At 69.4% G+C, this 25,268-nt stretch carries 24 protein-coding genes; 15 read left to right on the forward strand and 9 right to left on the reverse strand.

The annotated features are described in order from the left end of the window. Positions 1 to 18: 18 nt before the first annotated feature. Both AC07OX_RS06545 and AC07OX_RS06550 read left to right on the forward strand, forming a co-directional pair. On the forward strand, positions 19 to 1,179 hold the full coding sequence (locus AC07OX_RS06545) for a porin (protein ID WP_095743896.1): 1,161 nt from the start codon (positions 19 to 21) through the stop codon (positions 1,177 to 1,179). A 270-nt stretch (positions 1,180 to 1,449) separates the two neighbouring features. Then, positions 1,450 to 2,058 (forward strand): ATP-binding protein, encoded by a 609-nt coding sequence (locus AC07OX_RS06550; protein WP_495260847.1) that lies wholly within the window; start codon positions 1,450 to 1,452, stop codon positions 2,056 to 2,058. On the opposite strand, the gene AC07OX_RS06555 is transcribed toward AC07OX_RS06550, so the two are convergent. Then, complete coding sequence (locus AC07OX_RS06555) at positions 2,047 to 3,003, reverse strand: LysR family transcriptional regulator (protein WP_139700107.1); 957 nt, start codon at positions 3,001 to 3,003, stop codon at positions 2,047 to 2,049. The two genes, AC07OX_RS06550 and AC07OX_RS06555, sit on opposite strands and share 12 nt — an antisense overlap. Positions 3,004 to 3,152: 149 nt before the next feature. Here AC07OX_RS06555 and AC07OX_RS06560 point away from each other — a divergent pair, with 149 nt between their 5' ends. Beyond that, a complete protein-coding gene (locus AC07OX_RS06560; RefSeq protein WP_495260846.1) occupies positions 3,153 to 4,031 on the forward strand; it encodes a pirin family protein in 879 nt (292 codons plus the stop codon). 27 nt (positions 4,032 to 4,058) lie between these two features. Here AC07OX_RS06560 and ureG read toward each other — a convergent pair whose 3' ends face one another. The 3 genes from ureG to ureE all read right to left on the reverse strand — a co-directional run bounded on the left by ureG (position 4,059) and on the right by ureE (position 6,151). Then, positions 4,059 to 4,709 carry an urease accessory protein UreG gene (gene ureG / locus AC07OX_RS06565; protein WP_369644510.1) on the reverse strand — a complete coding sequence of 217 codons (651 nt, stop codon included), beginning with the start codon at positions 4,707 to 4,709 and terminating at the stop codon, positions 4,059 to 4,061. 21 nt (positions 4,710 to 4,730) lie between these two features. Beyond that, entirely contained in the window at positions 4,731 to 5,402 is a 672-nt protein-coding gene (locus AC07OX_RS06570; protein ID WP_495260845.1) for an urease accessory protein UreF, read from the reverse strand. A 143-nt stretch (positions 5,403 to 5,545) separates the two neighbouring features. Next, positions 5,546 to 6,151 (reverse strand): urease accessory protein UreE, encoded by a 606-nt coding sequence (gene ureE / locus AC07OX_RS06575; protein WP_495260844.1) that lies wholly within the window; start codon positions 6,149 to 6,151, stop codon positions 5,546 to 5,548. Positions 6,152 to 6,222: 71 nt separating this feature from the next. Between ureE and AC07OX_RS06580 the strand changes: the two genes are divergently transcribed. From AC07OX_RS06580 to AC07OX_RS06595, 4 genes are all read left to right on the forward strand, one after another. Next, entirely contained in the window at positions 6,223 to 6,450 is a 228-nt protein-coding gene (locus tag AC07OX_RS06580) for an AbrB/MazE/SpoVT family DNA-binding domain-containing protein (RefSeq protein ID WP_095743901.1), read from the forward strand. Continuing rightward, the gene (locus AC07OX_RS06585; protein ID WP_495260843.1) at positions 6,447 to 6,851 is read left to right on the forward strand and encodes a type II toxin-antitoxin system death-on-curing family toxin; all 405 of its coding nucleotides are present in this window, start codon (positions 6,447 to 6,449) and stop codon (positions 6,849 to 6,851) included. The genes AC07OX_RS06580 and AC07OX_RS06585 overlap by 4 nt, the downstream gene beginning before the upstream one ends. A gap of 133 nt (positions 6,852 to 6,984) precedes the next feature. After that, positions 6,985 to 7,923: an AraC-like ligand-binding domain-containing protein gene (locus AC07OX_RS06590; protein ID WP_495260842.1), complete on the forward strand. Its 939-nt coding sequence runs from the start codon at positions 6,985 to 6,987 to the stop codon at positions 7,921 to 7,923. Positions 7,924 to 8,076: 153 nt separating this feature from the next. Beyond that, entirely contained in the window at positions 8,077 to 9,477 is a 1,401-nt protein-coding gene (locus tag AC07OX_RS06595) for an amidase (protein ID WP_495260841.1), read from the forward strand. 30 nt (positions 9,478 to 9,507) lie between these two features. On the opposite strand, the gene ureC is transcribed toward AC07OX_RS06595, so the two are convergent. Genes ureC through AC07OX_RS06615 form a run of 4 tightly spaced genes read right to left on the reverse strand, consistent with a single transcriptional unit; the run spans position 9,508 to position 12,471 of the window. Beyond that, entirely contained in the window at positions 9,508 to 11,226 is a 1,719-nt protein-coding gene (gene ureC / locus AC07OX_RS06600) for an urease subunit alpha (RefSeq protein WP_062482937.1), read from the reverse strand. Between the two features lie 3 nt (positions 11,227 to 11,229). Continuing rightward, positions 11,230 to 11,535: an urease subunit beta gene (locus AC07OX_RS06605; RefSeq protein WP_495260840.1), complete on the reverse strand. Its 306-nt coding sequence runs from the start codon at positions 11,533 to 11,535 to the stop codon at positions 11,230 to 11,232. A 7-nt stretch (positions 11,536 to 11,542) separates the two neighbouring features. Next, positions 11,543 to 12,139, reverse strand: coding sequence for a HupE/UreJ family protein (locus AC07OX_RS06610; protein ID WP_495260839.1), 597 nt, complete (start codon positions 12,137 to 12,139; stop codon positions 11,543 to 11,545). A 29-nt stretch (positions 12,140 to 12,168) separates the two neighbouring features. After that, positions 12,169 to 12,471 carry an urease subunit gamma gene (locus AC07OX_RS06615; protein WP_062474548.1) on the reverse strand — a complete coding sequence of 101 codons (303 nt, stop codon included), beginning with the start codon at positions 12,469 to 12,471 and terminating at the stop codon, positions 12,169 to 12,171. Between the two features lie 102 nt (positions 12,472 to 12,573). Here AC07OX_RS06615 and AC07OX_RS06620 point away from each other — a divergent pair, with 102 nt between their 5' ends. From AC07OX_RS06620 to AC07OX_RS06635, 4 genes are all read left to right on the forward strand, one after another. Further along, on the forward strand, positions 12,574 to 16,200 hold the full coding sequence (locus AC07OX_RS06620) for a hybrid sensor histidine kinase/response regulator (protein ID WP_495260898.1): 3,627 nt from the start codon (positions 12,574 to 12,576) through the stop codon (positions 16,198 to 16,200). Next, positions 16,197 to 17,228, forward strand: a complete 1,032-nt coding sequence (locus AC07OX_RS06625; protein WP_495260838.1) for a response regulator — start codon at positions 16,197 to 16,199, stop codon at positions 17,226 to 17,228. The genes AC07OX_RS06620 and AC07OX_RS06625 overlap by 4 nt, the downstream gene beginning before the upstream one ends. 84 nt (positions 17,229 to 17,312) lie before the next feature. Next, positions 17,313 to 18,005 carry a PA4824 family protein gene (locus AC07OX_RS06630; protein ID WP_495260837.1) on the forward strand — a complete coding sequence of 231 codons (693 nt, stop codon included), beginning with the start codon at positions 17,313 to 17,315 and terminating at the stop codon, positions 18,003 to 18,005. A gap of 104 nt (positions 18,006 to 18,109) precedes the next feature. After that, entirely contained in the window at positions 18,110 to 19,345 is a 1,236-nt protein-coding gene (locus tag AC07OX_RS06635; RefSeq protein ID WP_495260836.1) for a pyridoxal-phosphate dependent enzyme, read from the forward strand. A gap of 21 nt (positions 19,346 to 19,366) precedes the next feature. Here the strand turns inward: AC07OX_RS06635 and AC07OX_RS06640 are convergent, their stop codons facing one another. Then, entirely contained in the window at positions 19,367 to 19,675 is a 309-nt protein-coding gene (locus AC07OX_RS06640) for a DciA family protein (RefSeq protein ID WP_062474543.1), read from the reverse strand. Between the two features lie 204 nt (positions 19,676 to 19,879). On the opposite strand from AC07OX_RS06640, the gene secA reads away from it, so the two are divergent. From secA to AC07OX_RS06660, 4 genes are read left to right on the forward strand one after another with little or no spacing between them, the layout of a single operon-like run. After that, complete coding sequence (gene secA, locus AC07OX_RS06645) at positions 19,880 to 22,666, forward strand: preprotein translocase subunit SecA (protein ID WP_495260835.1); 2,787 nt, start codon at positions 19,880 to 19,882, stop codon at positions 22,664 to 22,666. A gap of 35 nt (positions 22,667 to 22,701) precedes the next feature. Beyond that, positions 22,702 to 23,931, forward strand: coding sequence for a bifunctional glutamate N-acetyltransferase/amino-acid acetyltransferase ArgJ (gene argJ, locus AC07OX_RS06650; protein WP_495260834.1), 1,230 nt, complete (start codon positions 22,702 to 22,704; stop codon positions 23,929 to 23,931). Continuing rightward, complete coding sequence (locus AC07OX_RS06655; RefSeq protein WP_062474537.1) at positions 23,928 to 24,803, forward strand: ATP-binding protein; 876 nt, start codon at positions 23,928 to 23,930, stop codon at positions 24,801 to 24,803. Before argJ ends, AC07OX_RS06655 begins: the two co-directional genes overlap by 4 nt. Continuing rightward, the gene (locus tag AC07OX_RS06660; RefSeq protein ID WP_070063620.1) at positions 24,800 to 25,258 is read left to right on the forward strand and encodes an NUDIX domain-containing protein; all 459 of its coding nucleotides are present in this window, start codon (positions 24,800 to 24,802) and stop codon (positions 25,256 to 25,258) included. Before AC07OX_RS06655 ends, AC07OX_RS06660 begins: the two co-directional genes overlap by 4 nt. The last annotated feature ends 10 nt before the right edge of the window (positions 25,259 to 25,268 follow it).

Here is a 25,268-nt window from a genome sequence, read left to right on the forward strand (position 1 = left end):
AACCCCGGAGAAACCTGAATGAAGAAATCCCTCACGGCACTCGCCGCGCTGGCCGTCACCGGCCTGGCCTCTGCCCAATCGTCGGTCACCCTGTTCGGCGTCGTCGATGCCGGCGTGAGCTACCAGAGCGCCACCTCGCGCAACCCTGTCACGGGCACCACCAGCAAGCAGAGCCAATGGAGCCTGGCCAACTCGGGCTACAACTCCAGCCGCATCGGCTTTCGCGGCACGGAAGACCTGGGCGGCGGGCTCGCCGCCAGCTTCTGGCTCGAGGCGCCGATCAGCAACGACGACGGCGCCACCGGCATCGCCAACTTCAACCGCCGTTCCACCGTCAGCCTGTCGGGCGGCTTCGGCGAAGTGCGGCTGGGCCGCGACTACACGGCCACGTTCTGGAACGACACGGTGTTCGACCCGTTCGGCACCAACGGCTCGGGCTCGAGCGTGATCAACACGGTCAGCGGCAGCACCGCGCTCGGCAACACGAACTACGTGCGCGCCAGCAACATGGTCGGCTACTTCCTGCCGCCCAACCTCGGCGGCTTCTATGGCCAGCTGCAGTACAGCCTGAACGAGAACACGAAGACCAGCGCCACCGACACCACGGCCGCCACCAGCAGCAGCGCCGGGCGCTATGTGGGCGGGCGTTTCGGCTATGCGAACGGTCCGCTGGACATCGCGCTGGCGGTGGGCCAGAACGTCGCGGCCGACACCACCACGCTCACGCGCAAGGTGCAGACCATCAACCTCGGCGCGTCGTACGACTTCGGCCCGGTCAAGCTGTTCGGCGAGCTGTCGAACGTGAAGAACAAGTTCGACCTCGCGGCACTGGGCAACAGCCACGACAGCTACAACGGCTACCTGATCGGCGCGAGCATGCCGGTGGGCGCGGGCCTGATCCGCGCGTCGTACTCGACCGTGCGCTACAACGAAGGCGCGGTCGGCGTCACGGGCGACGACCCGCGCGCGAACAAGCTCGCGATCGGCTATGTGCACAACCTGTCCAAGCGCACCGCGCTGTACGCCACCGTGGCGCGCGTGAGCAACCGCAACGACGCGAACTACACGGGCAGCCTCACGGCCGCCAGCACCACGGGCTACGGCAGCACGGGCGTGGGCTACACGGGCCTGCCGCGTTCGTCGACGGGCTACGACTTCGGCATTCGCCACGCGTTCTGATCGGCCTGCCTTCGCGTGCGGCGGCGCTGCCGGCGCATGCGAACGCTCCCTGCCGTCGAACAAGCAACGCATCGATTCACATGATCCGGATTCATCACCTCGCGGGCGTGCTGGCAGCGCTCGGCCTGTCGGGCTGCATCGTTCTGCCGCCCCCTCTTTTTCCGCCCGGGCCACCGCCGGGATTTCGCGAAGGCCCCCCGCCACGCTGCGGGGCCCCGAGCGGCTGCGCGCGGCCGGCCTTTCCCGAACCGCGCTGAGGGAGCGCCGACCATGTACGGCAGTTCACTCGGCCTGGTCATCGCCACGCTCATCGGCCTTGGCCTGGCCGGCGTGCTCGCGCTGATGGGCGCACTGTTCGTCGCCAACGCCCGCGCGGCCGTGCACGCCCGTGGCCTTGCGCGGCAGGCCCGCACGCAGCAGCGCCAGCAACTGGCCGACAGCCGCGTGCAGGACCTGCGGCCGTTGCTCGGCGCCGAGCCGGGCGATGCAACGGCGCTGCGCCTCGATGTGGACCTGCCCGCGGAGGCGGTGCCGGTCTTCGGCATTCCGTCGGAGCTGCGCGAGCTGCTGGCCAAGGTGGCCGCGCATGCCGCGCGCGTGATGGCGGCGGGCGCGACGCTGCAGGTGCGCGCGCGCATCGAAGGCACGCAGGCCGTCGTTCACTGGCGCGACCTCGACGCAGACAGCGAACGCCCACCGCTGGCGCGCTTCTTCGACGCACTCGACGCCGCCTCGCTGGCCAGCGCGCGCATCTGCGAGCGCATCGCGGGGCGCCACGGCGGGCGCATCTATTCCGCGCCGGACGATGGCGGCGTGCTCGGGCTGACGCTGCGCCTGCCGCTGTACGCGCCGGCGGTGGCCGCTGGATCAGTCGACTGAGGTGCGCGTCGGCGCCGACGCGGCCGATACGCCCGAAAGTTCAAGGGCCTCGAGCGCCTCGTACTCCACCGCCAGGAAGTCCACCAGCTTGCGCACCGACGGCAGCAGGCCGCGGCGCGAGGGGAACACCGCATGCACGATGCCGCTGCGCGGCGCCCATTGCGGCAGCGCGTCGACGAGGCGGCCGGCCTGCAGGTCGTCGCGCACCATCATCGTCGGCATCTTGGCCACGCCCACGCCCTGCAGGGCGGCATGGCGCAGCGCGGCCATGTCGTCGGTCACCAGGCGGGGCTGGTGGCGCACCTCGGCGCTCGCGCCGTCGGGGCCTTCGAGCGACCAGGTGTGGTGCGGCTGGGCCGGGCCGAGGTCCAGGCTGGGCAGCAGGCCGATGTCGGCGGGGCTGGCCGGCGCCGTCAGGCCTTCGAGCAGGCGCGGGTGGGCCACCAGCCGCTGCGTGCTGTGGCCCAGCACCTTCATCACGAGGTCGGTGTCTTCGAGCGGCGGAAAGCGCACGCGCAGCGCGAGGTCGAAGCCTTCGCGGATCACGTCGACGCGGCGGTTGGTGCTCTCGAGCTGCACGGTCACGCGCGGGCACTCGGTCATGAAGCGGGCGAGCATTTCGGCCACCTGGTAGTACACCAGCGCCGGCGGGCACGACAGCCGCACCAGCCCCTGCGGCTGGGCCTGCAGGCGGTCGATGGCCTCCTGCGCGGCGTCGGCCTCGACCAGCATGGCCACGCAATGCTCGTAGTACTGGCGGCCGATGTCGGTGACGCTGAAGCGGCGCGTGGAACGCTGGATCAGGCGCACGCCCAGCCGCTCCTCGAGCAGCGCGATGCGCCGGCTCAGGCTCGACTTGGGCACGCTGAGCGCGCGGCCGGCCGGGGCAAAACCGCCGTGGTCGACCACCTGGGCGTAGTAGTAGAGATCGTTCAGGTCGCGCATGGCTGGGGGCCCTCCGTGCCGTTGATCGTTCGCCAGATGGAACGATGAGGGCGAATTCTGGCATCTACTCAAAGCATCGTTGCGGCCCCATCCTTGATCCATGGCTTTCCCGTTCCGGGCGAGCCGCCAGATGGAAAGGAACACAGACCATGAAGAAGATCCTCGGCACCTACAGCGCACCGCGCCCGCACTGGGTGGGCGACGGTTTTCCCGTGCGCTCGCTGTTCAGCTACGACACGCTGGGCCGCCACGCCAGCCCCTTCCTGCTGCTGGACTACGCCGGCCCGGCCCGGTTCACCCCGACCGATCAGCCGCGCGGCGTGGGCCAGCACCCGCACCGCGGCTTCGAGACCGTGACCATCGTCTACAAGGGCGAGGTGTCGCACCGCGACTCGACGGGGCAGGGCGGCACCATCGGCCCCGGTGACGTGCAGTGGATGACCGCCGGCGCGGGCATCCTGCACGAGGAGTTCCATTCCGAAGCGTTCACGCGCGACGGCGGCGAGCTCGAGATGGTGCAGCTGTGGGTCAACCTGCCCGCCCGGGACAAGATGGCCACGCCCGGCTACCAGGCCATCGTGGATGCGCAGATTCCGTCGGTGCCGCTGCCCGAAGGCGCGGGCAGCGTGCGCGTGATCGCGGGCGACTACCTCGGCCACAAGGGGCCGGCGCGCACCTTCACGCCCATCGACGTGTGGGACCTGCGCCTGAACCAGGGCGCGCAGGTGACGCTGCCGGTGCCCGAAGGCCACACGGCCGCGGTGGTGGTGCTGCGCGGCACGGTGCAGGTGAACGGCGAGACGGTCGTGCGCGACGCGCAGATGGTGCTGCTCGACCGCGCGGGCGATGCGCTCACGCTGGACGCCAACAACGACGCGGTGGTGCTGCTGCTCAGCGGCGAGCCGATCGACGAGCCCATCGTCGGCCACGGCCCGTTCGTGATGAACACGCGCGACGAGATCGTGCAAGCGATGAAGGACTTCGGCAGCGGGAAGTTCGGGCAGATGCCGGAGGCCGTGGCGCACTGAGCGGCCGCCGCCGCCCTGGTTGAAGAATCAGGCGGCGGTGAGCATGCCCCGGGCCTCGATGAAGGCGACCACCTCGGCGACGCCCGTGAGCGTCTTGAGGTTGGTCATCACGTAGGGGCGTTGGCGGCGCATGCGCTGGGTGTCCTGCTCCATCACGTCGAGGTTGGCGCCCACGTAGGGTGCGAGGTCGGTCTTGTTGATCACGAACAGGTCGCTCTTGGTGATGCCGGGGCCGCCCTTGCGCGGAATCTTCTCGCCGGCCGCCACGTCGATCACGTAGATCGTGAGGTCCGACAGCTCGGGGCTGAAGGTGGCCGCGAGGTTGTCGCCGCCCGATTCGACGAACACGATGTCGGCGTCGGGAAAGTCTTCGAGCATGCGGTCGATGGCCTCGAGGTTGATCGACGCGTCTTCGCGGATCGCGGTGTGCGGGCAGCCGCCGGTTTCCACGCCCATGATGCGCTCGGCCGGCAACGCGCCGGCCACGGTGAGCAGGCGCTGGTCTTCCTTGGTGTAGATGTCGTTGGTGATGGCGACCAAGTCGTACTTGTCGCGCATCGCCTTGCAGAGCATTTCGAGCAGGGTGGTCTTGCCCGAGCCGACGGGGCCGCCGATGCCCACGCGCAGCGGCGGGAGCTTCTTGGTGCGGTTCGGGATGTGGTGCAGGGCGGAGGTCATGGGCGAAAAGGTCCGGTTCGGTCAGCTTCGGAAGAGGCGGGAATATTGTGTTTCATGGCGGGCCGACAACACCGCCAGCAGGGGCGCGAAGGCCTGGCGCTCGTCGTCGCCCAGGGCCATCGCGCGCTCGACGGCCGCAGGGATTTCGTTCGCCAGCCGCGCCAGGATGCGCTGGCCCGCGCTCTGGCCCAGCGGCACGGCCTTGACGGCGGCGGCCACCATGTTCTCGGCCCAGCCGAAGGCGAAGGCCAGGCAGCCGTCCTGCACGGTGGCTTCGGTGCGGCTGGCCGCGAACGCGAAGGCCACGGGGTAGGTCGCGGGCAGGCCGGCGAAGACCTCGACCGTGTCGGCATGGTGCAGCTTGAGCCACTCGACGAAGGAGCGGCCCATCTGCTCGGTCTGCAGGAAGAACTCAGCGGATTCGCGGGTGTGCAGCACCCAGTCGTTGAGGGTGCGGATGCGCTGCGCGTCGTTCGCGCGCCAGGCGGTGATCGCCTGGGCGGCCAGGGCGAGATCGCCGCGCGCGAAGCTCAGGTGCAGCTGGTCGGAGAGCCACTCGGTGGCGCTGGCTTCGGAGTTGATGCCGGCCCATTCGACTGCGGCCTCGACGCCTTCGGAATACGAGAAGCCGCCGACCGGCAGGGCGGGGGAGGCTAGCCAGATGAGCTGTAGGAGGCTGTGGGGGTTTGGCATTCTTCAGCGCGGTGGTTCAGGGCGCGTGCGCAGGCCACCGGGTACTTCCCTCCGCGAATGTCCCCCGGGGCTTCGCCCCTCCTCCTTGATTTCGCTGCGGGAAGCACCCAGTGTCCTGCGCACGGGAAGGGCGGTGGGTCATTTCAATGCGAGTGGCCGTGGGAATGGTCGTGACCGTGGCCGTGATCGTCGTCGAGCAGTTCGGGGGCGAGCACGAGGGGCTTCGGGCCGCTGCTGTGCGAGTGCCCGTGGTCGTGGCTGTGATCATGGCCGTGGCCACCATGCGAATGCCCTTGCGCGCCGTACGCGCCGCCTTCGGGCTCGAAGGCTTCCTCGACGGCGACGACGATCAGGTGCATCGAGCGCAGCATGTCGGCCAGCACGTGGTCGGGTTCGATCTTCAGGTGGTCGGGCTTGAGCTCGATCGGCACATGCCGGTTGCCCAGGTGGTAGGCCGCGCGCGTCAGGTCGAAGGGCGTGCCGTGGGCGGTGCAGTGCGTGATGCGCAGCACCGGCTGCGGCGCCGCGATCACGCGCACCAGCGAGCCGTCTTCCGCGACCAGCACGTCGCCGCCGCGCACCGCGGTGCCGCGCGGCAGGAAGATGCCGATCTGTCGGCCCTGCGAGTCGGTGGCGTCGAAACGGCTTTTCTGGCGCACGTCCCAATCGAGTTCGATGGTGGCGGCACGCTTGAGCAGCACGGGCGCGAGACCGCGGCCCTGGGGCATGAGTTTGTTGGCGGTGAGCATGGCGGGTTGCGACTCCAGATGAGGCGGAATAATATAACGCTTGTTATAACTTTTGCTCGTGGGAGTCCGCCATGTCCGCACTCAAACTGACCCAGATCGGCAACTCGGTCGGCGTCATCCTGCCCAAGGAGGTGCTGGCCAGCATGAAGGTTGGCAAGGGCGACACGGTCTACCTCACGCAGGCCGCGGGTGGCGGCTTCACGCTCACGCCGTACGACGACGCCTTCGAACGCCAGATGGAGGCGGCTCGGCGCGTCATGAAGAAGCGGCGCAACGTGCTGCGCGAGCTGGCGAAGTGAGCGCGGCCAACCAGGCCTGGGTCTGGCTCAGCCTGCAGTTGATCCATGCGGTGCATGAAGAGCAGCTGGCCGAGCACGGCGGGCCCGCAGGCGTGCGCGACGAGGGCCTTCTGGCCTCGGCCATGGGCCGGCCGCAGAACCGCGCGCTGTACGAATCGCCCGATGCGGCCACGCTGGCCGCCGCCTATGCCTTCGGCATCGCGCGCAACCACCCCTTCACCGACGGCAACAAGCGAACCGCTTTTGTCGCAATGGAAGTGTTCCTCGACCTCAATGGCTTCGAGCTGCTTGCGTCCGACCACGACTGTGTGCTCATCACGCTGAAGCTCGCCGAAGGCGGGCTGGACGAAGACGCACTCGCCCAGTGGATTCGCGAGCACCTGGCACCACGCAACGGCTGAAGCGGCGCGCGCGGCGCGGGTGAGTGAAAACGCAGGCATGGGCACGGTGCAACAAGGGTTCCTCCTTCCTTAGCAAGTACCGGGCCCCGCGAAGGACTTGCCTGCGCGCCCCATCCGCCCCAGCATCCGCGTCATGAACAGCCTGGCCTACCTGACGACCGACGTCGCCACCCCGCTGCGTTTCGACTACTGGCACGACGTCGTGTGCCGCCACTGCATTCCCGCGGCCAGCCGCGCGATGACGGCCGAGCCGTTCGAAGGGCGGCTCGACGTGCGCGAGGTGGGCGCGGTCAGCGTCAACCGCATGTCGGCGCCGATGCATCACTGGTCGCGCGACGCGCCCCACCTGCGCCGGCATCCGCTGGACGACCTGTGGCTGGCGTTCGTGCAGGAGGGCGAGGGCACCTTGGTGCAAGGCGGGCGGCAGGGGCGGCTGCGCAGCGGCGACATGCTGCTCTACGACGCCGGCCGGCCGTTCGAATGCACGCTGGACGCGCGCTCGGTCTACCTGGCGCGCATGCCGCGCCGGCTGCTGCTGCGGCGCTTCGCGAAGGCTGAAGACTTCACCGCCCGCACCATCGCCGCGGACCGCCCCGGCGCGGCGCCGCTGCACGCGATGCTGCGGGAGACGGCGAACCCGGCCTTTGCGCAGCCGCATTCCGCCGCCGCCGAACGCTTCGGCGGCGCGCTCATCGACCTGCTGGCCGTGACGCTCGAACTGCAGCAGGACATGGCTGGCGACGTCGGCGCCGAGCGCGGCCTGCATGCGCGCATGACGGCCTACATCGAACGCCACTTGGACGACCCGGCGCTCTCGCTCGATGCGCTGGCGCAGGCGCACCACGTCTCGGCGCGCACGGTGGCGCGGGCGTTCGCGCGCCAGGGCGCCACGGCGATGGGGGCGGTCTGGCAGGCGCGCCTGGCGGCCAGCCGCGACGCGCTGATGGGCGGGCGCGCACACAGCGTGACCGACGTCGCGTTCCAGCACGGGTTTTCCGACCTGTCGCATTTCAGCCGGGTCTTCCGCAAGGCCTACGGCTGCGCGCCGCACACGCTGCTGAAGCCGCGCTGAGCGCCGCGCGCGGGGTGTCCGCCCCAGCACAAGTGCATGTCCGAAAGAGACCAGCGCGGGCCGCCGCGCGCCGATAAGGTTCGCCCGGGGTGGCAGGTTCTGCCACTTGGATTCGGACCTTCTTTCTCAACCCTACACACGCGGGAGTCAGTCATGGCGGACAAGGAATTGCATCATCTCGAACTGCTGGAGGTCGGCCGGCAGATCCAGTCGCGCGAACGCTCGTCGGAAGAAGTCACGCGCGCCATGCTCGCGCGCATCGAGGCCGTCGACGGCCGCTTGCGCAGCTACGCGACGCGCATGGACGCGCAGGCGCTCGACGAGGCGCGCCGCGCCGACACCGAGATCGCCGCCGGCCGCGCGCGCGGACCGCTGCACGGCGTGCCGCTGGCCGTGAAGGACCTGCTGTGGACCGAGGGCGTGCCGAGCGCGCACGGCATGACGATCCACAAAGCGTTCCGCCCGACGGAAGATGCGACCGTGGTGCACCGCCTGCGCGAAGCCGGCGCGGTGATCTTGGGCAAGCTGCAGCAGACCGAAGGCGCCTTTGCCGACCACCATCCGCAGATCGCGTCGCCGGTCAATCCGTGGGACGCCACACTGTGGCCCGGCGTGTCGTCCAGCGGCTCGGGCGTGGCCACGGCGGCGGGGCTGTGCTTCGGCGCGCTGGGCACCGACACGGGCGGATCGATCCGCTTTCCGTCGGCGGCCAACGGCATCACCGGACTGAAGCCGACGTGGGGGCGGGTGAGCCGCCACGGCGCCTTCGAACTCGCCGCCTCGCTCGACCACATCGGCCCGATGACGCGCAGCGCCGCCGATGCGGGTGCGATGCTGGCGGCCATCGCCGGTGCCGACCCGCGCGACCCCACGGCCAGCACGCTGCCGGTGCCCGACTACCTGGCGACGATGACGCGCGGCCTGGCCGGCCTGCGCGTGGGCATCGACCCTGCGTGGACGCTGGACCGCGTGGACGCACCCACGCGCGCCACGCTCGCCGCTGCCATCCGCACGGTCGAATCGCTGGGCGCTTCGGTGCGCGAAGTGGTGTTTCCCGACACGGCGCAGGCCGTGCTCGACTGGTCGCCGCTGTGCGCGGTCGAGACCGCCGTGGCGCACGAGGCCACGTACCCGTCGCGGCGCGATGAGTACGGCCCGGGCCTCTCGGGGCTGATCGATCTCGGGCTTTCGCAAAGTGCCACCGACTACCAGAAGCTGCTGCTGCGCCGCGCCGATTTCACGGGCCGCGTGCGCACGTTCTTCGAGCAGGTCGACCTGCTGCTGATCCCGGCCATTCCCTTCGCGGCACCGACGCTCGAACGCGCCGGTCAGCTCGGCGTGGACCCGGAGCTGCTGGCGGGCATGCTGCGCTACACCTGCCCGTTCGACCTCACGGGCAGCCCCACGCTCACCTTGCCGGGCGGCGCCACCGAGGCGGGCGTGCCGGTGGCCTTCCAGTTCGTGGCGCCGCACTTCGGCGAAGACCTGCTGGTGCGCGCGGGCTGGGCGTTCCAGCGCGCGACGGACTGGCACCGCCGGCACCCGGCTGTGTGAGTCACCGCAGAAGCCGCGTCGCGGCTTCGTTCAGAACAGGAAGTAGCGCTGCGCCATCGGCAGCACCTTGGCCGGCTCGCAGGTCAGCAGCTGGCCGTCGGCGCGCACGGCGTAGGTCTGCGCGTCGATCTCCATCTTCGGCGTGTAGCCGTTGTGGATCAGGTCCTGCTTGCGCACGTTGCGGATGTTCTTCACCGCGCTCAGGTGCTTGCTCAGGCCGTAGCGCTCCTTGATGCCCGCGGCCAGCCCGGCCTGCGAGACGAAGGTCAGCGAGCTCTTGGCGAGCGAGCCGCCGTAGGCGCCGAACATCGGCCGGAAGTGCACCGGCTGCGGCGTGGGGATGGACGCGCTGGGGTCGCCCATTGCGGCCATCGCGATGGTGCCGCCCTTGATGATGGTGAAGGGCTTCACGCCGAAGAAGGCCGGCTTCCAGACCACGAGGTCGGCCCATTTGCCGACTTCGATGGAGCCCACCTCGTGCGCGATGCCGTGCGCGAGGGCCGGGTTGATCGTGTACTTGGCCACGTAGCGCCGCGCGCGGAAGTTGTCGTTGCGTTCGCTGTCCTCGGGCAGCGTGCCGCGCTGCTGCTTCATCTTGTGCGCGGTCTGCCAGGTGCGGATGACGACCTCGCCGACGCGGCCCATGGCCTGGCTGTCGGAGCTGAACATGCTGATCGCGCCCAGGTCGTGCAGCACGTCCTCGGCGGCGATGGTTTCCTTGCGGATGCGCGATTCGGCAAAGGCCAGGTCTTCGGCGATGCCGGCATCGAGGTGGTGGCACACCATGAGCATGTCGACGTGCTCGTCGAGCGTGTTCACGGTGTAGGGCATCGTCGGGTTGGTCGACGAGGGCAGAAAGTTCGCCTCGCCCACCACGCGCAGGATGTCGGGCGCATGGCCGCCGCCCGCGCCCTCGGTGTGGAAGGCGCAGATGGCGCGCCCGCCCACGGCGGCGATGGTGTTCTCGACGAAGCCCGATTCGTTCAGCGTGTCGCTGTGGATCGCCACCTGCGTGTCGGTGGCGTCGGCCACGTCCAGGCAGTTGCTGATGGCCGAAGGCGTGGTGCCCCAGTCTTCGTGCAGCTTCAGGCCCATGACGCCGGCCTCGATCTGCTCGTGCAGCGCGTCGGGCAAGCTGGCGTTGCCCTTGCCGAGGAAACCCAGGTTCATCGGGAACGCGTCGGCCGCCTGCAGCATGCGTTCGATGTGCCACGGGCCGGGCGTGGCCGTGGTCGCGAAGGTGCCGGTGGCCGGGCCGGTGCCGCCGCCGAGCATGGTCGTCACGCCCGAAGCCAGCGCTTCCTCGATCTGCTGCGGGCAGATGAAGTGGATGTGGCTGTCGATGCCGCCCGCGGTGACGATGGTGCCCTCGCAGCTGATGATCTCGGTGCCTGGGCCGATGACGATGTCCACGCCCGGTTGCACGTCGGGGTTGCCGGCCTTGCCGATGGCGGCGATGCGGCCATCCTTCAGGCCGATGTCGGCCTTCACGATGCCCCAGTGGTCGAGGATGAGGGCGTTGGTCATCACCGTGTCGACGGCGCCCTGCGCGCGCGTGCGCTGCGACTGCGCCATGCCGTCGCGGATCGTCTTGCCGCCGCCGAACTTCACCTCTTCGCCGTAGCCGCCGGCGCGCAGCGTGTAGTCGGCTTCGACCTCGATCAGCAGGTCGGTGTCCGCAAGACGAACCCGGTCGCCCACGGTGGGGCCGAAGATTTCTGCGTAGGCGCGTCGCCCGATGGTGGCCATGTTTTAGAGCTTTCCTTGAACCAGGCCGCGAAAGCCGTAGACGATGCGATCGCCCGAGAAGTCGACCAGCTCGACCGTGCGTTGCTGGCCCGGCTCGAAGCGCACCGCGGCGCCCGAGGCGATGTTCAGCCGCATGCCGCGCGCGGCGGCGCGGTCGAAGTCGAGGGCGCCGTTGGTCTCGGCAAAGTGGTAGTGCGAGCCGACCTGGATCGGCCGGTCGGCCGTGTTGCGCACCACCAGCGTGAGGGCGCGGCGGCCGGGGTTGAGCGTGTGCTCGCCGCCGTCGGTGAGGAGTTCGCCGGGCGTCATGGCCGCCTCAGACCGCCTGGGCCAGCAGCGTGGCACCCAGGGCGACGACGGCGGCACCGGCCACGCGCGGCAGCCAGGCGTTGGCATGGCGCAGCGCCCAGCCTAGCGCGATGCCGGCCGCGTGCAGCAGCAGCGTGGCGCTGACCATGCCGGCCAGCGTGAGGGCCGCGCCGTGCTCGCCCGCCAGTTCGTGGCCGTGCGCCACGCCGTGGAAGACGGCGAACAGGCCCACCACGGCCATGGCGACGCCGGCCGGCAGGTGCACGCGCGTGGCGACCAGCAGGCCCAGCACCAGCAGCGAGGCGGCGATCATCGGTTCGACGGCCGGCAGCTGCACGCCGGCCAGCCCGGCCAGCGCGCCCGCGAGCAGCATGCCCGCAAAGGCCAGCGGCGCCCACAGCAGGTCGGGCCAGGCGCGGCGCGCGACCAACGCGCTCCACAGGCCGACCGCGACCATCGCCGCGAGGTGGTCCGCGCCGGTGAGCGGGTGCATGAAGCCAGTGACGAAACCGTGGTGCACGCCGCCATCGACGCCCGTGTGGGCGCTGGCGGCCAGCGGCAGCAGAAGGGTGACGAGCAGGGCAGAAGTCTTTGCGAAGCGCATGAAAAGGTCTTTCTTCTTGTGGCGGAGGTTCAGACGATCGGCTGGTGAACGGTCACGAGCTTGGTGCCGTCGGGAAAACTGGCCTCGACCTGGATGTCGGGAATCATCTCGGCGATGCCGTCCATCACGTCGGCGCGGGTGAGCACGCTGCGGCCTTCGCTCATCAACTCGGCGACGCTCTTGCCGTCGCGGGCACCTTCCATCACGGCGGCGGTGATCAGCGCGACGGCTTCCGGGTAGTTGAGCTTGAGCCCGCGCGCCTTGCGGCGTTCGGCCAGCAGCGCGGCCGTGAAGATCAGCAGCTTGTCTTTTTCGCGCGGGGTCAGTTCCATGGCGGGGGTGGGGTCGGGTGGCGGTCGGTGATTATGGGCAAGGCTGTGGCTTTGCAACAGTCGTGCCCTGTTCGCCAAATGCCGTACCCGGTGGCACGGAAGCTGCACCGAAACGGTGTGAATTCCGCCGACCCACCTCTTCTGACCGACGACGCTCCCCAGCGCATCGTCAAGGTGCGGCGCGACTACAACAGCTGGGTCGCGAGCGAAACGCTGGAGGACTACGCGCTGCGCTACACGCCGCAGCGCTTTCGCAAATGGTCCGAATGGCGGGTGGCCAACACGGCCTTCGGGGCGGCCTCGTTCCTGGTGCTGGAGGCGGTCGGCGCCACGCTGCTGGTGCAGTACGGCTTCGCCAACGCCTTCTGGGCGATCCTGGTCACGGGGCTCATCATCTTCCTGGCGGGGCTGCCGATCAGCGTGTACGCGGCGCGCTACGGCGTCGACATGGATTTGCTCACGCGCGGCGCGGGCTTCGGCTACATCGGCTCCACGCTCACCTCGCTGATCTACGCGAGCTTCACCTTCATCTTCTTCGCGCTCGAGGCGGCCGTGATGGCCTATGCGCTCGAGCTGGCGCTGGGCATTCCGCCGGTGTGGGGCTACCTGGTGTGTGCGCTGGTGGTGATTCCGCTGGTCACGCACGGGGTGTCGGTGATCAGCCGGCTGCAGCTGTGGACGCAGCCGCTGTGGCTGCTGATGCTGGTGGTGCCCTTTGTCTTCGTGCTGGTGCGCGATCCTGGTGCGTTCGCGGGCATCACGCACTACGGCGGGGCGAAGTCGGGCGCACAAGGATTCAACCTGCACCTGTTCGGTGCTGCGCTGACGGTCGGCATCGCGCTCATCACGCAGATGGGCGAGCAGGCCGACTACCTGCGCTTCATGCCCGCGCGCACCGCGGGCACGGCGCGCCGCTGGTGGGCCGGGGTGCTGGCGGGCGGGCCGGGCTGGGTGGTGCTGGGCGTGGTCAAGATGCTGGGCGGGGCGGCGCTGGCCTACCTGGCGATCACGCACATGGTGCCGGTGGAGCGCGCGGTCGATCCGAACCAGATGTACCTGGCGGCCTACGAGTACGTGTTTCCGAACTACGGCTGGGCGGTGGCGGCCACGGCGCTGTTCGTGGTGGTCTCGCAGCTGAAGATCAACGTGACGAACGCCTACGCGGGTTCGCTGGCCTGGAGCAATTTCTTCTCGCGCGTGGCGCACAGCCACCCGGGGCGCGTGGTGTGGGTGGTGTTCAACGCGCTCATCGCCTTCATGCTGATGGAGATGAACGTGTTCGAGGCGCTGGGCGATGTGCTGGGCCTGTTCGCCAACATCGCCATCGCCTGGATGATGGCCGTGGTGGCCGACCTGGTCGTCAACAAGCCGCTGGGGCTGTCGCCGCCGGGCATCGAGTTCAAGCGCGCGCACCTGTGGGACATCAACCCGGTGGGCGTGGGCGCGATGGCGCTGGCGTCGGTGCTGTCGATCACGGCGCACCTGGGCGTGTTCGGGCCGCTGGCGCAGGCCTTCTCGGCGCTGATTGCGCTCGGCACGGCGCTGGTCGCGTCGCCGCTGCTGGCGTGGGCCACGGGTGGCAAGTACTACCTGGCGCGCACATCCGACGCCGGCGGCTCGGTGCTGTTCGCGCCGGCCGCGGGCGGGCGCAAGGTGCGTTGGGCGCGGGTCGAACCCTCGTCGGACGACGGCGGCAGCTACCAGCGATTGAAGGTGCAGCACTGCGTGATCTGCGAGCGCGAGTACGAAGGCCCCGACATGGCGCACTGCCCGGCCTACCAGGGCGCGATCTGCTCGCTGTGCTGCACGCTCGACGCGCGCTGCGGCGACCTGTGCAAGCCGCACGCGAGCCTGTCGGCGCAGTGGTCCGCAGTGCTGCGCTGGCTGCTGCCGCGCCGCAGCTGGCGCTACCTCGACACGGGGCTCGGGCACTTCCTGCTGCTGATGCTGGTCATCGTGCCGCTGCTGGCCGTGGTGTTCGGCGTGCTCTACCAGCAGGAGCTGCGGGCCCTGAGCGAAGGCGCGCTCGCGCTGGCGGCGCAGGCCGACGTGGCCGGGGCGCTGGTCGCGGTGCAGCAGGCGTCGCTGCGCTCGGGTTTTCTCAAGGCCTACATGGCGCTGCTTGTCATCGCGGGCATCGTCGCGTGGTGGCTCGTGCTGGCGCACCAGAGCCGCAAGGTGGCGCAGGAAGAATCGAACCGCCAGACCCACCTGCTGGTGCGCGAGATTGCGCTGCACCGCGAGACCGACCGCGCGCTGCAGGACGCCAAGCAGAGCGCTGAAGAAGCCCGCGAGATCGCCGAGCACGCCAAGCTCGCGGCCGACCAGGCGCGGCGCGCGGCGGACCTCGCGAACCAGGCCAAGAGCCGTTACATCAGCGCCATCAGCCACGAGCTGCGCACGCCGCTCAACAGCATCCTGGGCTATGCGCAGCTCATGGGCGAAGACCACTCGGTACCGCCGCACCGCCAGCAGGCGGTGGCCGTGATCAAGCGCGGCGGCGAGCACCTGCTGTCGCTCATCGAGGGCACGCTGGCCATCGCCCACATCGAGGCCGGCAAGCTGACGCTGGACGCGCGGCCGATGCGCTTTGCCGACGCGATGCGCGAGCTGGCCGACATGTTCGAGCTGCAGGCGGCCGAGAAGGGCCTGAGCTTTCGCTTCGAGGCGGCCGGTGCGCTGCCCGACGTGGTGCGCGCCGACGAAAAACGTGTGAGCCAGATCCTCATCAACCTGCTGGGCAACGCGATCAAGTTCACGGCGGCGGGGCAGGTGACCTTGCGCATTTCCTACGCGCGCGAGTTCGCCGCCATCGAGATCGAGGACACCGGGCCGGGCATGACGGACACCGACATCGAGCGCATCTTCGAGCCCTTTGCGCGCGGCCACGCGGCGGTGTCGTCGGCGCCGGGCGCGGGCCTGGGCCTGACCATCGCGAAGATGCTGACCGACCTGATGGGCGGCGAGATGAAGGTGCGCAGCACGCCGGGCGAGGGCTCGCTGTTCTGCGTGCGGCTGTTCCTGCCGCGCGTGCACGAGGCGGTGGCGGGCAGTGCGCGCATTGCGCCGGCACCGCGCGCGCGGCGCGGCTACGAGGGCGCGCGCCGGCGCCTGCTGGTGGTCGACAACGAGGAGGCCGACCGCGAGCTGCTGGGCCATGTGCTCGCGCCGCTGGGCTTCGAGCTGCGCAGCGCGGCCAGCGGGCACGACGCGCTGGACCTCATCGCCGCCGGCTACCGGCCCGACGCCATGTTCGTCGACCTCGCGATGCCCGGCATCGACGGCTGGGAGACCATCCGCCGTGCGCGCAAGCTGGGGCTGGCCGACGCGTCGGTGGCCATCGTCTCGGCCAACGCCTTCGACAAGGGCCTGGACAACGACGTGGGCATTGCGCCCGAAGATTTCTTCGTCAAGCCTGTGCGCCACACCGAACTGCTCGACTGGCTGGAGCGCCGGCTCGCCCTGCAGTGGACCGACACCGCCGCGCGGCCCGCGCCCGCCGTGGCCGCGCCGCGCGCGATGCAGCCGCCGTCGCTGGCACGCCTGCGTGCGCTCGACGAGGCCGTGGGCCTGGGCTACTTCCGGGGCATCATGAACCAGCTCGACGACATCGACGCCGCGCAGCCCGAGTGCGCCGCGTGGACCGAGGCCCAGCGCGCGCTGGCCCGCCAGTTCCAGTTCGAGGCCATGGGCCGCGCGCTGGCCGAAGCCGCGGAGGGCGCCGCATGACTCTCTTGTCTCCACCGACCCTGCCCGCTTCACCGCTCGCCCGCACGCTGCGCGAGCAGCAGGGCGCCCACGGCGACCTGGTGCTGATCGTCGACGACGTGCCCGACAACCTCGCCGTGCTGCACGACGCGCTCGACGAATCGGGCTACACCGTGCTCATCGCCACCAACGGCGAGCAGGCGCTGCAGCGCGCCGCGCAGGCGCGCCCCGACATCGTGCTGCTCGACGCGATGATGCCGGGCATCGACGGCTTCGAGGTGGCGCGCCGGCTCAAGGCCGACGCGGCCACCGCGCACATTCCCATCGTGTTCATGACCGGCCTCACCGAAACCGAGCACCTCGTGGCCGCGCTCGAGGCGGGCGGCGTCGACTACGTCACCAAGCCCATCAAGCCCAAGGAAGTGCTGGCGCGCATGAACGTGCACCTGCAGGGCGCGCGCCGCGCACGGCAGGAGGCGCACCAGGCCGGGCAGGCGCGCAACGCGCTCGACGCCTTCGGCTACGCAAGCATCACGGTGCGCCTGCCCGAGGGGCGGCTGATCTGGCAGACGGCGCTGGCGCGCGACCTGCTGGCGCGCTACTGCGAAACGCAGGCGCCCGAGACGCCGCCGGCCGTGCTTGGCTGGCTGCGCCAGCACGCGCCCGACGCCCGCGCGCGCGGCATCGAGCCGCCGGCCCTGGTCATCGCGCAGGGCGCGCGCAGCCTGAGCCTGCGGCTGCACCGCCAGACCGGCGAGGACGACGCCGGCGACGAATGGATGATCGTCATGCGCGAGGTGTCCGACACCGCCGTGATCGAGGCCATGAGCCTGAGCCTGAAGCTCACGGCGCGCGAGGCCGAGGTGCTGTACTGGGTGGTCAAGGGCAAGACCAACAAGGACATCGGCGAGATCCTCGGCAGCAGCCCGGCCACCGCCAAGAAGCACCTGGAGCGCGTGTACGTGAAGCTGGGCGTCGAGACGCGCACGGCCGCCGCGGGCGTGGCGATCAAGCGCATCCGCGAGCTGCAGCCGCAGTTCGAACTCTGAAGGGTGGGGGATGGCGTTGCCGCGTCATGGCGCGGACTTTCCGGCTTCCTAGAATGAGGCAGGGCTCTCCGAGGGAAGCACGAAATGAAGAACAACAACACGCGCACCGCACGCCTGCTCCTTGCCGCATGCGCGGCGTTGCCGGGCCTGGGCGCACAGGCCGCCGGCCACTTCGATGTCGACGACGCCGGCACGCTCGACCCCGGCCAGTGCCAGTACGAGACCTGGTGGGGCCGCAGCGGCGCCGGGCCGGTCACGACGGGTTTCCATGTCGGGCCGGCCTGCCGGGTCGGGCCGGTCGAGCTGGGGCTGAACTTCGACCGGCTCTCGGCGCAGGGCGTGCATTCGGTCACGGGCGGCCCGCAACTCAAATGGACCTTTGCCGGGACGGCCGCCGACGCGCCTTTCAGCGCCGCCGTGTCGATGGGCGCGGTGGCCGACCTGCGGCGCGGCGGTCGCTGGGGCGGCCAGTTGGTGGTGCCGCTGACCTGGCGGCCCACGGCCAGCCTGCAGATTCATGCCAACCTGGGCGCCGATTGGGCGCTGGGCACCGGCGCGCGCACGCCGCGCGGCGGCCTGGCCGTGGAGTGGGTGCTGAACGACGCCGTGTCGCTGATCGCCGAGCGCCACCGGGCCGGGGGCCTGTGGACCTCGCGCGTGGGCGGCCGCTTCAGCCTGACGCCGCTGATCAGCGTCGACATCAGCACCTCGCGCACCGGGCCGCAGGGCGTGCGCGGCGTGGTGATCGGGCTGAACCACGAATTCACGTGGAAATAAGTGAAGGAAATCTGAAATCCACTGCAATGGGATGAACTCCCGTGTCGTGGATTTCGTTGATTTTGAATAAGATTCCGTCACATTTATTAACGAGTCAACGATCCGTGACCCCATCGCCCGTTCTGGACTTCAAGTTCACCGCGCCGCCGGAGAGCCCTGCGCAGACCTTCCTGCCGGGCCGGCCGGCCGGGGTGCTCGGCCGCTCGTTCACGCCGCAGTGCAATCCGCGCCTGCAGGGGCTGCAGTGCCTGCGCTGCGACGCGCTGTACCCGGTCACGCTCGCCAACGACGGCTGCCCGGCCTGCCGGCAGGCCGGCTTTCACGTCGGGCTGCGCGCCAGCTACCGGCCCGGCGGCCCGGACGTGGTGCCGATGCCGTACGTGCAGGGCTTTTCGCTCGGCGAGGGCAACACGCCGCAGCACGACATGCCCGAGCTCGCGCGGCAGTTCGACATCGCGCGCCTGAGCATCAAGGACGAATCGCGCAACCCGACCGGCTCGCCGAAAGACCGGCTGACCGCGATGGGCGTGGCGCAGGCGCTGGACGCCGGCGCCCACACGCTGGTGCTCGCCTCCTCGGGCAACACGGCGGTGTCGGCGGCGCACTACGCCTGGGCCGCGGGGCTCGGTTGCGAGGTGGCCTCCTACGAGGCGATGCCCGCCACCTACGCCCGCCAGCTCGACGCGCTGGGCGCACGGCGCTATGTGTTCGCCGACAACACCGGCCGCTGGGGCTTCGTGCGCGAGCGCTCGCAGTACCCGGGGTATTTCGCGCTGTCCAACTACCGCCTGCCGGCGCTGGGCAGCGCACCCTTGGGCGTGGAGGGCTACAAGGCCATCGCCGAAGAGTGCCTGAAGGACGGCGGCCTGCCCGACCACGTCGTGGTGCCGACCGGGCGCGGCGACATGGCCTGGGGCATCTACGCCGGTTTTCGCGAGTTGCTGGCGGCGGGGCGCATCGCGCGGCTGCCGCGGATGTGGCTGGTCGAGCCCTTCCCGCGGCTGTCGCGCGTGCTCGGCGGCGGGGCGCTCAACGGCAGCTACCCCGGTCGCACGGCGCAGCTGTCGAGCGCGGGCGCGACGGTCACTTATTTGCAATGGCAGGCCGCCACGGCCAGCGGCGGCGGTGCCGTGGTGGTGGGCGACGACGAAGCCCGCGCGGCGCGGCGGCTGCTTACTGCGGCCGGCGTGAGTGCCGAACTCGCGGCAGCGGCGGGCCTGGGGGCCGTGCGGCAACTGCGCGAGGCCGAAACCATCGCGGCCGATGCGCATGTCGTGATGGTGCTGACCTCCGACGCGTCGAGCGACCCGAGCTGGCCCGACCGCGCCGTGACCGCCTGAGGCGGTGTGCCATCCCGGGGCTCAGCGCCCCGTGTGCACCTTGATGCGGATCGTCGCGACGTCCCAGCCCCGGTTCTTCAGCCGCGTGACCAGCATCGGCGACAGCTGCCGCAGCTTGGCGGCTGCGGCGCTGCCCTTGACCAGCAGACACCACACGTCGCCCTCGGCCGGCCCCGGCTGGATGGCCGCGCGCATGGCCGGTGGAATCAACCCTTCGATGGCCTTCAGCCGCTCGGCCGTGTCCCGCGCGCGCGCCATCAGGCTCCCCAGGGTGGGGGCGCCTGCCGCAGCATCGTGCAGTGAAATGGCGGGGGGCAGTCGGCGATACATGGGTAATCCAGGGGTTAGAAACAAGACAGCTAAAATGCCCGGTTTGCCGACGCGTGCGTCGGCGTTTGTTCCGGAACGGGGCCATCCGACTTCGAGACTTGCGAAGCTTGCATTCGAAGAAGGTGCGCCCAACTGCTTTCACCATATCTTAGGGAATCCGGTCGCAGTGCCTGTCGTGTCAGGTGCCCGCCCCTCTCCACGCCCATGGCAACCAACTTCCTGACCCAGATCTTCGGCAGTCGCAACGACCGGCTCCTCAAGCAGTATCGCAAGACGGTGACGCGCATCAATGCGCTCGAACCCGAATTCGAAAAGCTCAGCGACGACGCGCTGCGCGCCAAGACGCAGGAATTCAAGGACCGCATCGCCAAGGGCGAGTCGCTCGACGACCTGTTGCCCGAAGCCTTCGCCACCGTGCGCGAAGGCTCCAAGCGCGTCATGAAGATGCGCCACTTCGACGTCCAGCTGCTCGGCGGCATGGCGCTGCACAACGGCAAGATCTCCGAAATGCGTACCGGCGAAGGCAAGACGCTGACCGCCACGCTGCCCGTGTACCTGAACGCGCTGTCCGGCAAGGGCGTGCACGTGGTCACGGTGAACGACTACCTGGCCAACCGCGACGCGACCTGGATGGGCCGCCTGTACAACTTCCTGGGCCTGTCGGTGGGCATCAACCTGCCGCAGATGCCGCGCGAGGAAAAGCAGGCTGCCTACGGCAGCGACATCACGTACGGCACGAACAACGAGTACGGCTTCGACTACCTGCGCGACAACATGGTCTACGAGCCCGGCGACCGGGTGCAGCGCGGCCTGAACTTCGCGATCGTCGACGAGGTGGACTCCATCCTGATCGACGAGGCCCGCACGCCGCTGATCATCAGCGGCCAGGCCGAAGACCACACCGACCTGTACCTGGCGATCAACAAGGTGGTGCCGCTGCTCAAGAAGCAGGAAGGCGAAGCCGATCCGCGCACGGGCGAGGGCGTCACGGTGCCCGGCGACTTCACGGTCGACGAGAAGACCCACCAGGTGTTCCTGACCGAAGACGGCCACGAGAACGCCGAGCGCATCCTGGGCGAGCTCAAGCTGATTCCCGAAGGCGCGTCGCTGTACGACCCGGCCAACATCACGCTGATGCATCACCTGAATGCCGCGCTGCGTGCCCGCCACCTGTACCACCGCGACCAGCACTACGTGGTGCAGCAGGGCGAAGTGGTCATCGTCGACGAATTCACCGGCCGCCTCATGAGCGGTCGCCGCTGGAGCGACGGCCTGCACCAGGCCGTGGAAGCCAAGGAAGGCGTCGAGATCCAGGCCGAGAACCAGACCCTGGCCTCGATCACCTTCCAGAACTACTTCCGCCTGTACGGCAAGCTGGCCGGCATGACCGGCACGGCCGACACCGAGGCCTACGAGTTCCAGGAAATCTACGGTCTCGAGACCACGATCATTCCGCCGAACCGCATCAGCAAGCGCGACGACCAGCTCGACCGCGTCTACAAGACCACGCGCGAGAAATACGAAGCGGCGATCCAGGACATCCGCGAGTGCTACGAGCGCGGCCAGCCGGTGCTGGTGGGCACCTCGTCGATCGAGAACTCCGAAATCATCGATGCCCTGCTCGAGAAGGCAGGCCTGCCGCACCAGGTGCTCAACGCCAAGCAGCACGCCCGCGAAGCCGACATCGTGGCGCAGGCCGGTCGCACGAAGATGATCACCATCGCGACCAACATGGCCGGCCGCGGCACCGACATCGTGCTGGGCGGCAACATCGAGAAGATGATCGAGGCGATCGAGGCCGACGAAGGCCGCGACGAAGCCACCAAGCAGGCCGACATCGCCCACGTGCGCGCCGAGTGGACCAAGGACCACGAGTTCGTGAAGTCGCTGGGCGGCCTGCGCATCATTGCCACCGAACGCCATGAGTCGCGCCGCATCGACAACCAGCTGCGCGGCCGTTCGGGCCGCCAGGGCGACCCGGGCTCCTCGCGCTTCTACCTGAGCCTGGACGATCCGCTGATGCGCATCTTCGCGGGCGACCGCGTGAAGGCGATCATGGACCGCCTGAAGATGCCCGACGGCGAAGCCATCGAGGCCGGCATCGTCACGCGCAGCATCGAGAGCGCGCAGCGCAAGGTCGAGGCGCGCAACTTCGACATCCGCAAGCAGCTGCTCGAGTACGACGACGTGTCGAACGACCAGCGCAAGGTGATCTACCAGCAGCGCAACGACATCCTCGACGCGGCCGACCTCACGGCGCAGATCGCCGCGTTGCGCGAAGGCTGCTTCACCGACCTCGCGCGCCAGTACGTGCCGCGCGAATCGGTCGAAGAGCAGTGGGACCTCGACAGCCTCGAGAAGAGCCTGTTCAGCGAGTGGGGCATCGACATGCCACTCAAGCAGCAGGTCGAGGCGTCCGAGGCCATCTCCGACGAGGAAGTGGTCGAGAAGATCGTGGCCTACGCCAACGAGAGCTTCGACGCCAAGGTCACGCTGATCGGCCAGGAGAACTTCACCCAGTTCGAACGCATGGTGCTGCTGCAGAGCATCGACACCCACTGGCGCGAACACCTGGCCTCGCTCGACTACCTGCGCCAGGGCATCCACCTGCGCGGCTATGCGCAGAAGCAGCCCAAGCAGGAATACAAGCGCGAGGCCTTCGAGCTCTTCGGCCAGCTGCTCGACTCGGTCAAGAACGAAGTCACGCGCCAGCTCATGACGGTGCGCGTGCAGTCGGGCGAACAGCTCGAGCAGGCGGCCGAGGAAATGGAAAGCCGCGGCGAGAACGTCTCGAACATCACCTACACCGCGCCCACCGAGACCGGCGAGGTCGAGGTGCGCGTCGACGAAGAGAACCAGCGCCGCCTGGCGGCTGTCGGCACCGGCGCGCTGAGCGCCGAAGCCGCCGCCTTTGCGCGCGTCGGCCGCAACGACCCCTGCCCCTGCGGCAGCGGCAAGAAGTACAAGGCGTGCCACGGCAAGCTGAGCTGAGCTGAAGTCCCGCACCTTTCATTGAGAGAAATCCCATGCCCGTGAACCTGTCCGCTCCCGATCCCGCCGCGCTGTTCGCGGTGCCCGGCGTCCGCATCGGCGTGGCCGAAGCCGGCGTGCGCAAGGCCAACCGCAAGGACCTGACCGTCGTGCTGATCGACGAAGGCTCGGCGGTCGGCGGCGTGTTCACGCAGAACCGCTTCTGCGCCGCCCCGGTGCAGGTCTGCCGCGATCACCTGAAGGCCAACTACGGCATCCGCGCGATGGTGATCAACACCGGCAACGCCAACGCCGGCACCGGCGAAGACGGCCTGATGCGCACGCGCTCCACCTGCATTGCGCTGGCGCGCCACCTGGAACTCGCGCCCGAACAGATCCTGCCGTTCTCGACCGGCGTGATCATGGAGCCGCTGCCCGTGGACCGCATCGAAGCCGGCCTGCCGGCCGCGCTGGCTGACGCGTCGGAGAACAACTGGGGCCGTGCCGCCGAAGGCATCATGACCACCGACACGATCCCCAAGGCGTTCAGCCGCCAGGTGCAGATCGGCGGCGCCACGGTCACGATCACCGGCATCAGCAAGGGCGCCGGCATGATCCGCCCGAACATGGCGACCATGCTCGGCTTCATGGCGACCGACGCGAAGATCGACCCGGCGCTGATCCAGCCGCTGGCCACGCAGCTGGCCGACGCCTCGTTCAACCGCGTGACCATCGACGGCGACACCTCGACCAACGACTCCTTCGTGGTCATCGCCACGCAGAAGGCCGCGCACGCGACCATCACCTCGCTCGACTCGACCGACGGCCAGGCGCTCGTGGCCGCGATGCGCGACGTGGCCCGCCTGCTGGCGCAGGCCATCGTGCGCGACGGCGAAGGCGCGACCAAGTTCATCACCATCCAGGTCGAAGGCGGCAAGGACGGGGCCGAGTGCCGCCAGGTGGCCTACGCCGTGGCGCATTCGCCGCTGGTCAAGACCGCCTTCTTCGCCAGCGACCCGAACCTGGGCCGCATCCTGGCGGCCGTCGGCTATGCCGGCATTGCCGACCTCGACCAGACCGGCATCGACCTGTTCCTGGACGACGTGCACGTGGCGGTGAAGGGCGGGCGCAATCCGTCGTACCGCGAGGAAGACGGCCAGCGCGTGATGAAGCAGAGCGAGATCACCGTGCGCATCGGCCTGGGCCGCGGCACCGCCAGCGACACCGTCTGGACCTGCGACTTCAGCCACGAATACGTGACCATCAACGCCGACTACCGGTCATGAACGAGCAGTTCCAGAAGCTCATCGAACGCGCCGAGCAACTCATCGGCCGCATCGAATCGATCCTGCCGCAGCCGCTGGCCGCGCCGACCGACTGGAGCGCCTCCATTGCGTGGCGCTACCGCCGCCGCAGCTCCGGCCATGGCGTGCTGGAGCCCGTGAAGCACGTGGCCACGATGGCGCTCGATTCGCTGAGGGAAATCGACGTCCAGAAGGAAAAGATCGAGCGCAACACGCGCCAGTTCGTCGAAGGCAAGCCGGCCAACAACGTGCTGCTGACCGGCGCACGTGGCACGGGCAAGTCGTCGCTGATCCGCGCCTGCCTGCAGGCCTACGCGCCCCAGGGCCTGCGCCTGATCGAGGTCGACAAGGCCGAGCTCACCGACCTGCCCGACATCGTCGAGGTGGTGTCGCAGCGTCCCGAGAAGTTCATCGTCTTCAGCGACGACCTGAGCTTCGACGAGGGCGAGCCGGGCTACAAGGCGCTCAAGTCGATCCTCGACGGATCGATTGCCGCCTCGACGCCCAACGTGCTGATCTACGCCACCAGCAACCGGCGCCACCTGCTGCCCGAGTACATGAAGGACAACCTCACGTACAAGCACACGGACGACGGCGAGGTGCATCCGGGCGAGGTGATCGAAGAGAAGATCTCGCTGTCGGAGCGCTTCGGCCTATGGGTGAGCTTCTATCCCTTCAGCCAGAACGAATACCTGACGATCGTGGGCCAGTGGCTCTCGTCGTTCGGCGTCGACGACGCGGCCATCGCGGCGGCGCGGCCCGAGGCGCTCGTGTGGGCGCTGGAGCGCGGCTCGCGCAGCGGCCGCGTGGCCTACCAGTTCGCGCGCGACTACGCAGGGCGGGCCGGCGCGTGAGCGAGGCTGTGACATCGGCGCGCAAGCACACCGAAGTGGCCGTCGGCGTGCTGATCCGTCTGGCCGACGAGGCGCTGCTGCTCACCACGCGCCCCGAAGGCAAGGCCTACGCGGGCTACTGGGAGTTCCCGGGCGGCAAGATCGAGGCCGGTGAAACGGTCGAGGAAGCCCTGCGCCGCGAGCTGCAGGAAGAACTGGGCATCACCATCGGCGGCGCCGAGGTCTGGAAGGTCACGGAGCACGACTACCCGCATGCGCTGGTGCGCCTGCACTGGTGCAAGGTGACGGACTGGACCGGCGAGTTCGAAATGCGCGAAAGCCAGGCCATGGCATGGCAGCAACTGCCGCTCGACGTGGCGCCGGTGCTGCCGGGCGCGCTGCCGGTGCTGGCGTGGCTGGTCGAGGAACGCGGCCTGCCCGCGTCGGCCGCCGAGGCGGTGTCGACCGTCGCCTGACGACGCACGG

It is taken from the genome of Variovorax sp. GW821-FHT09D07 (genome assembly GCF_059416345.1).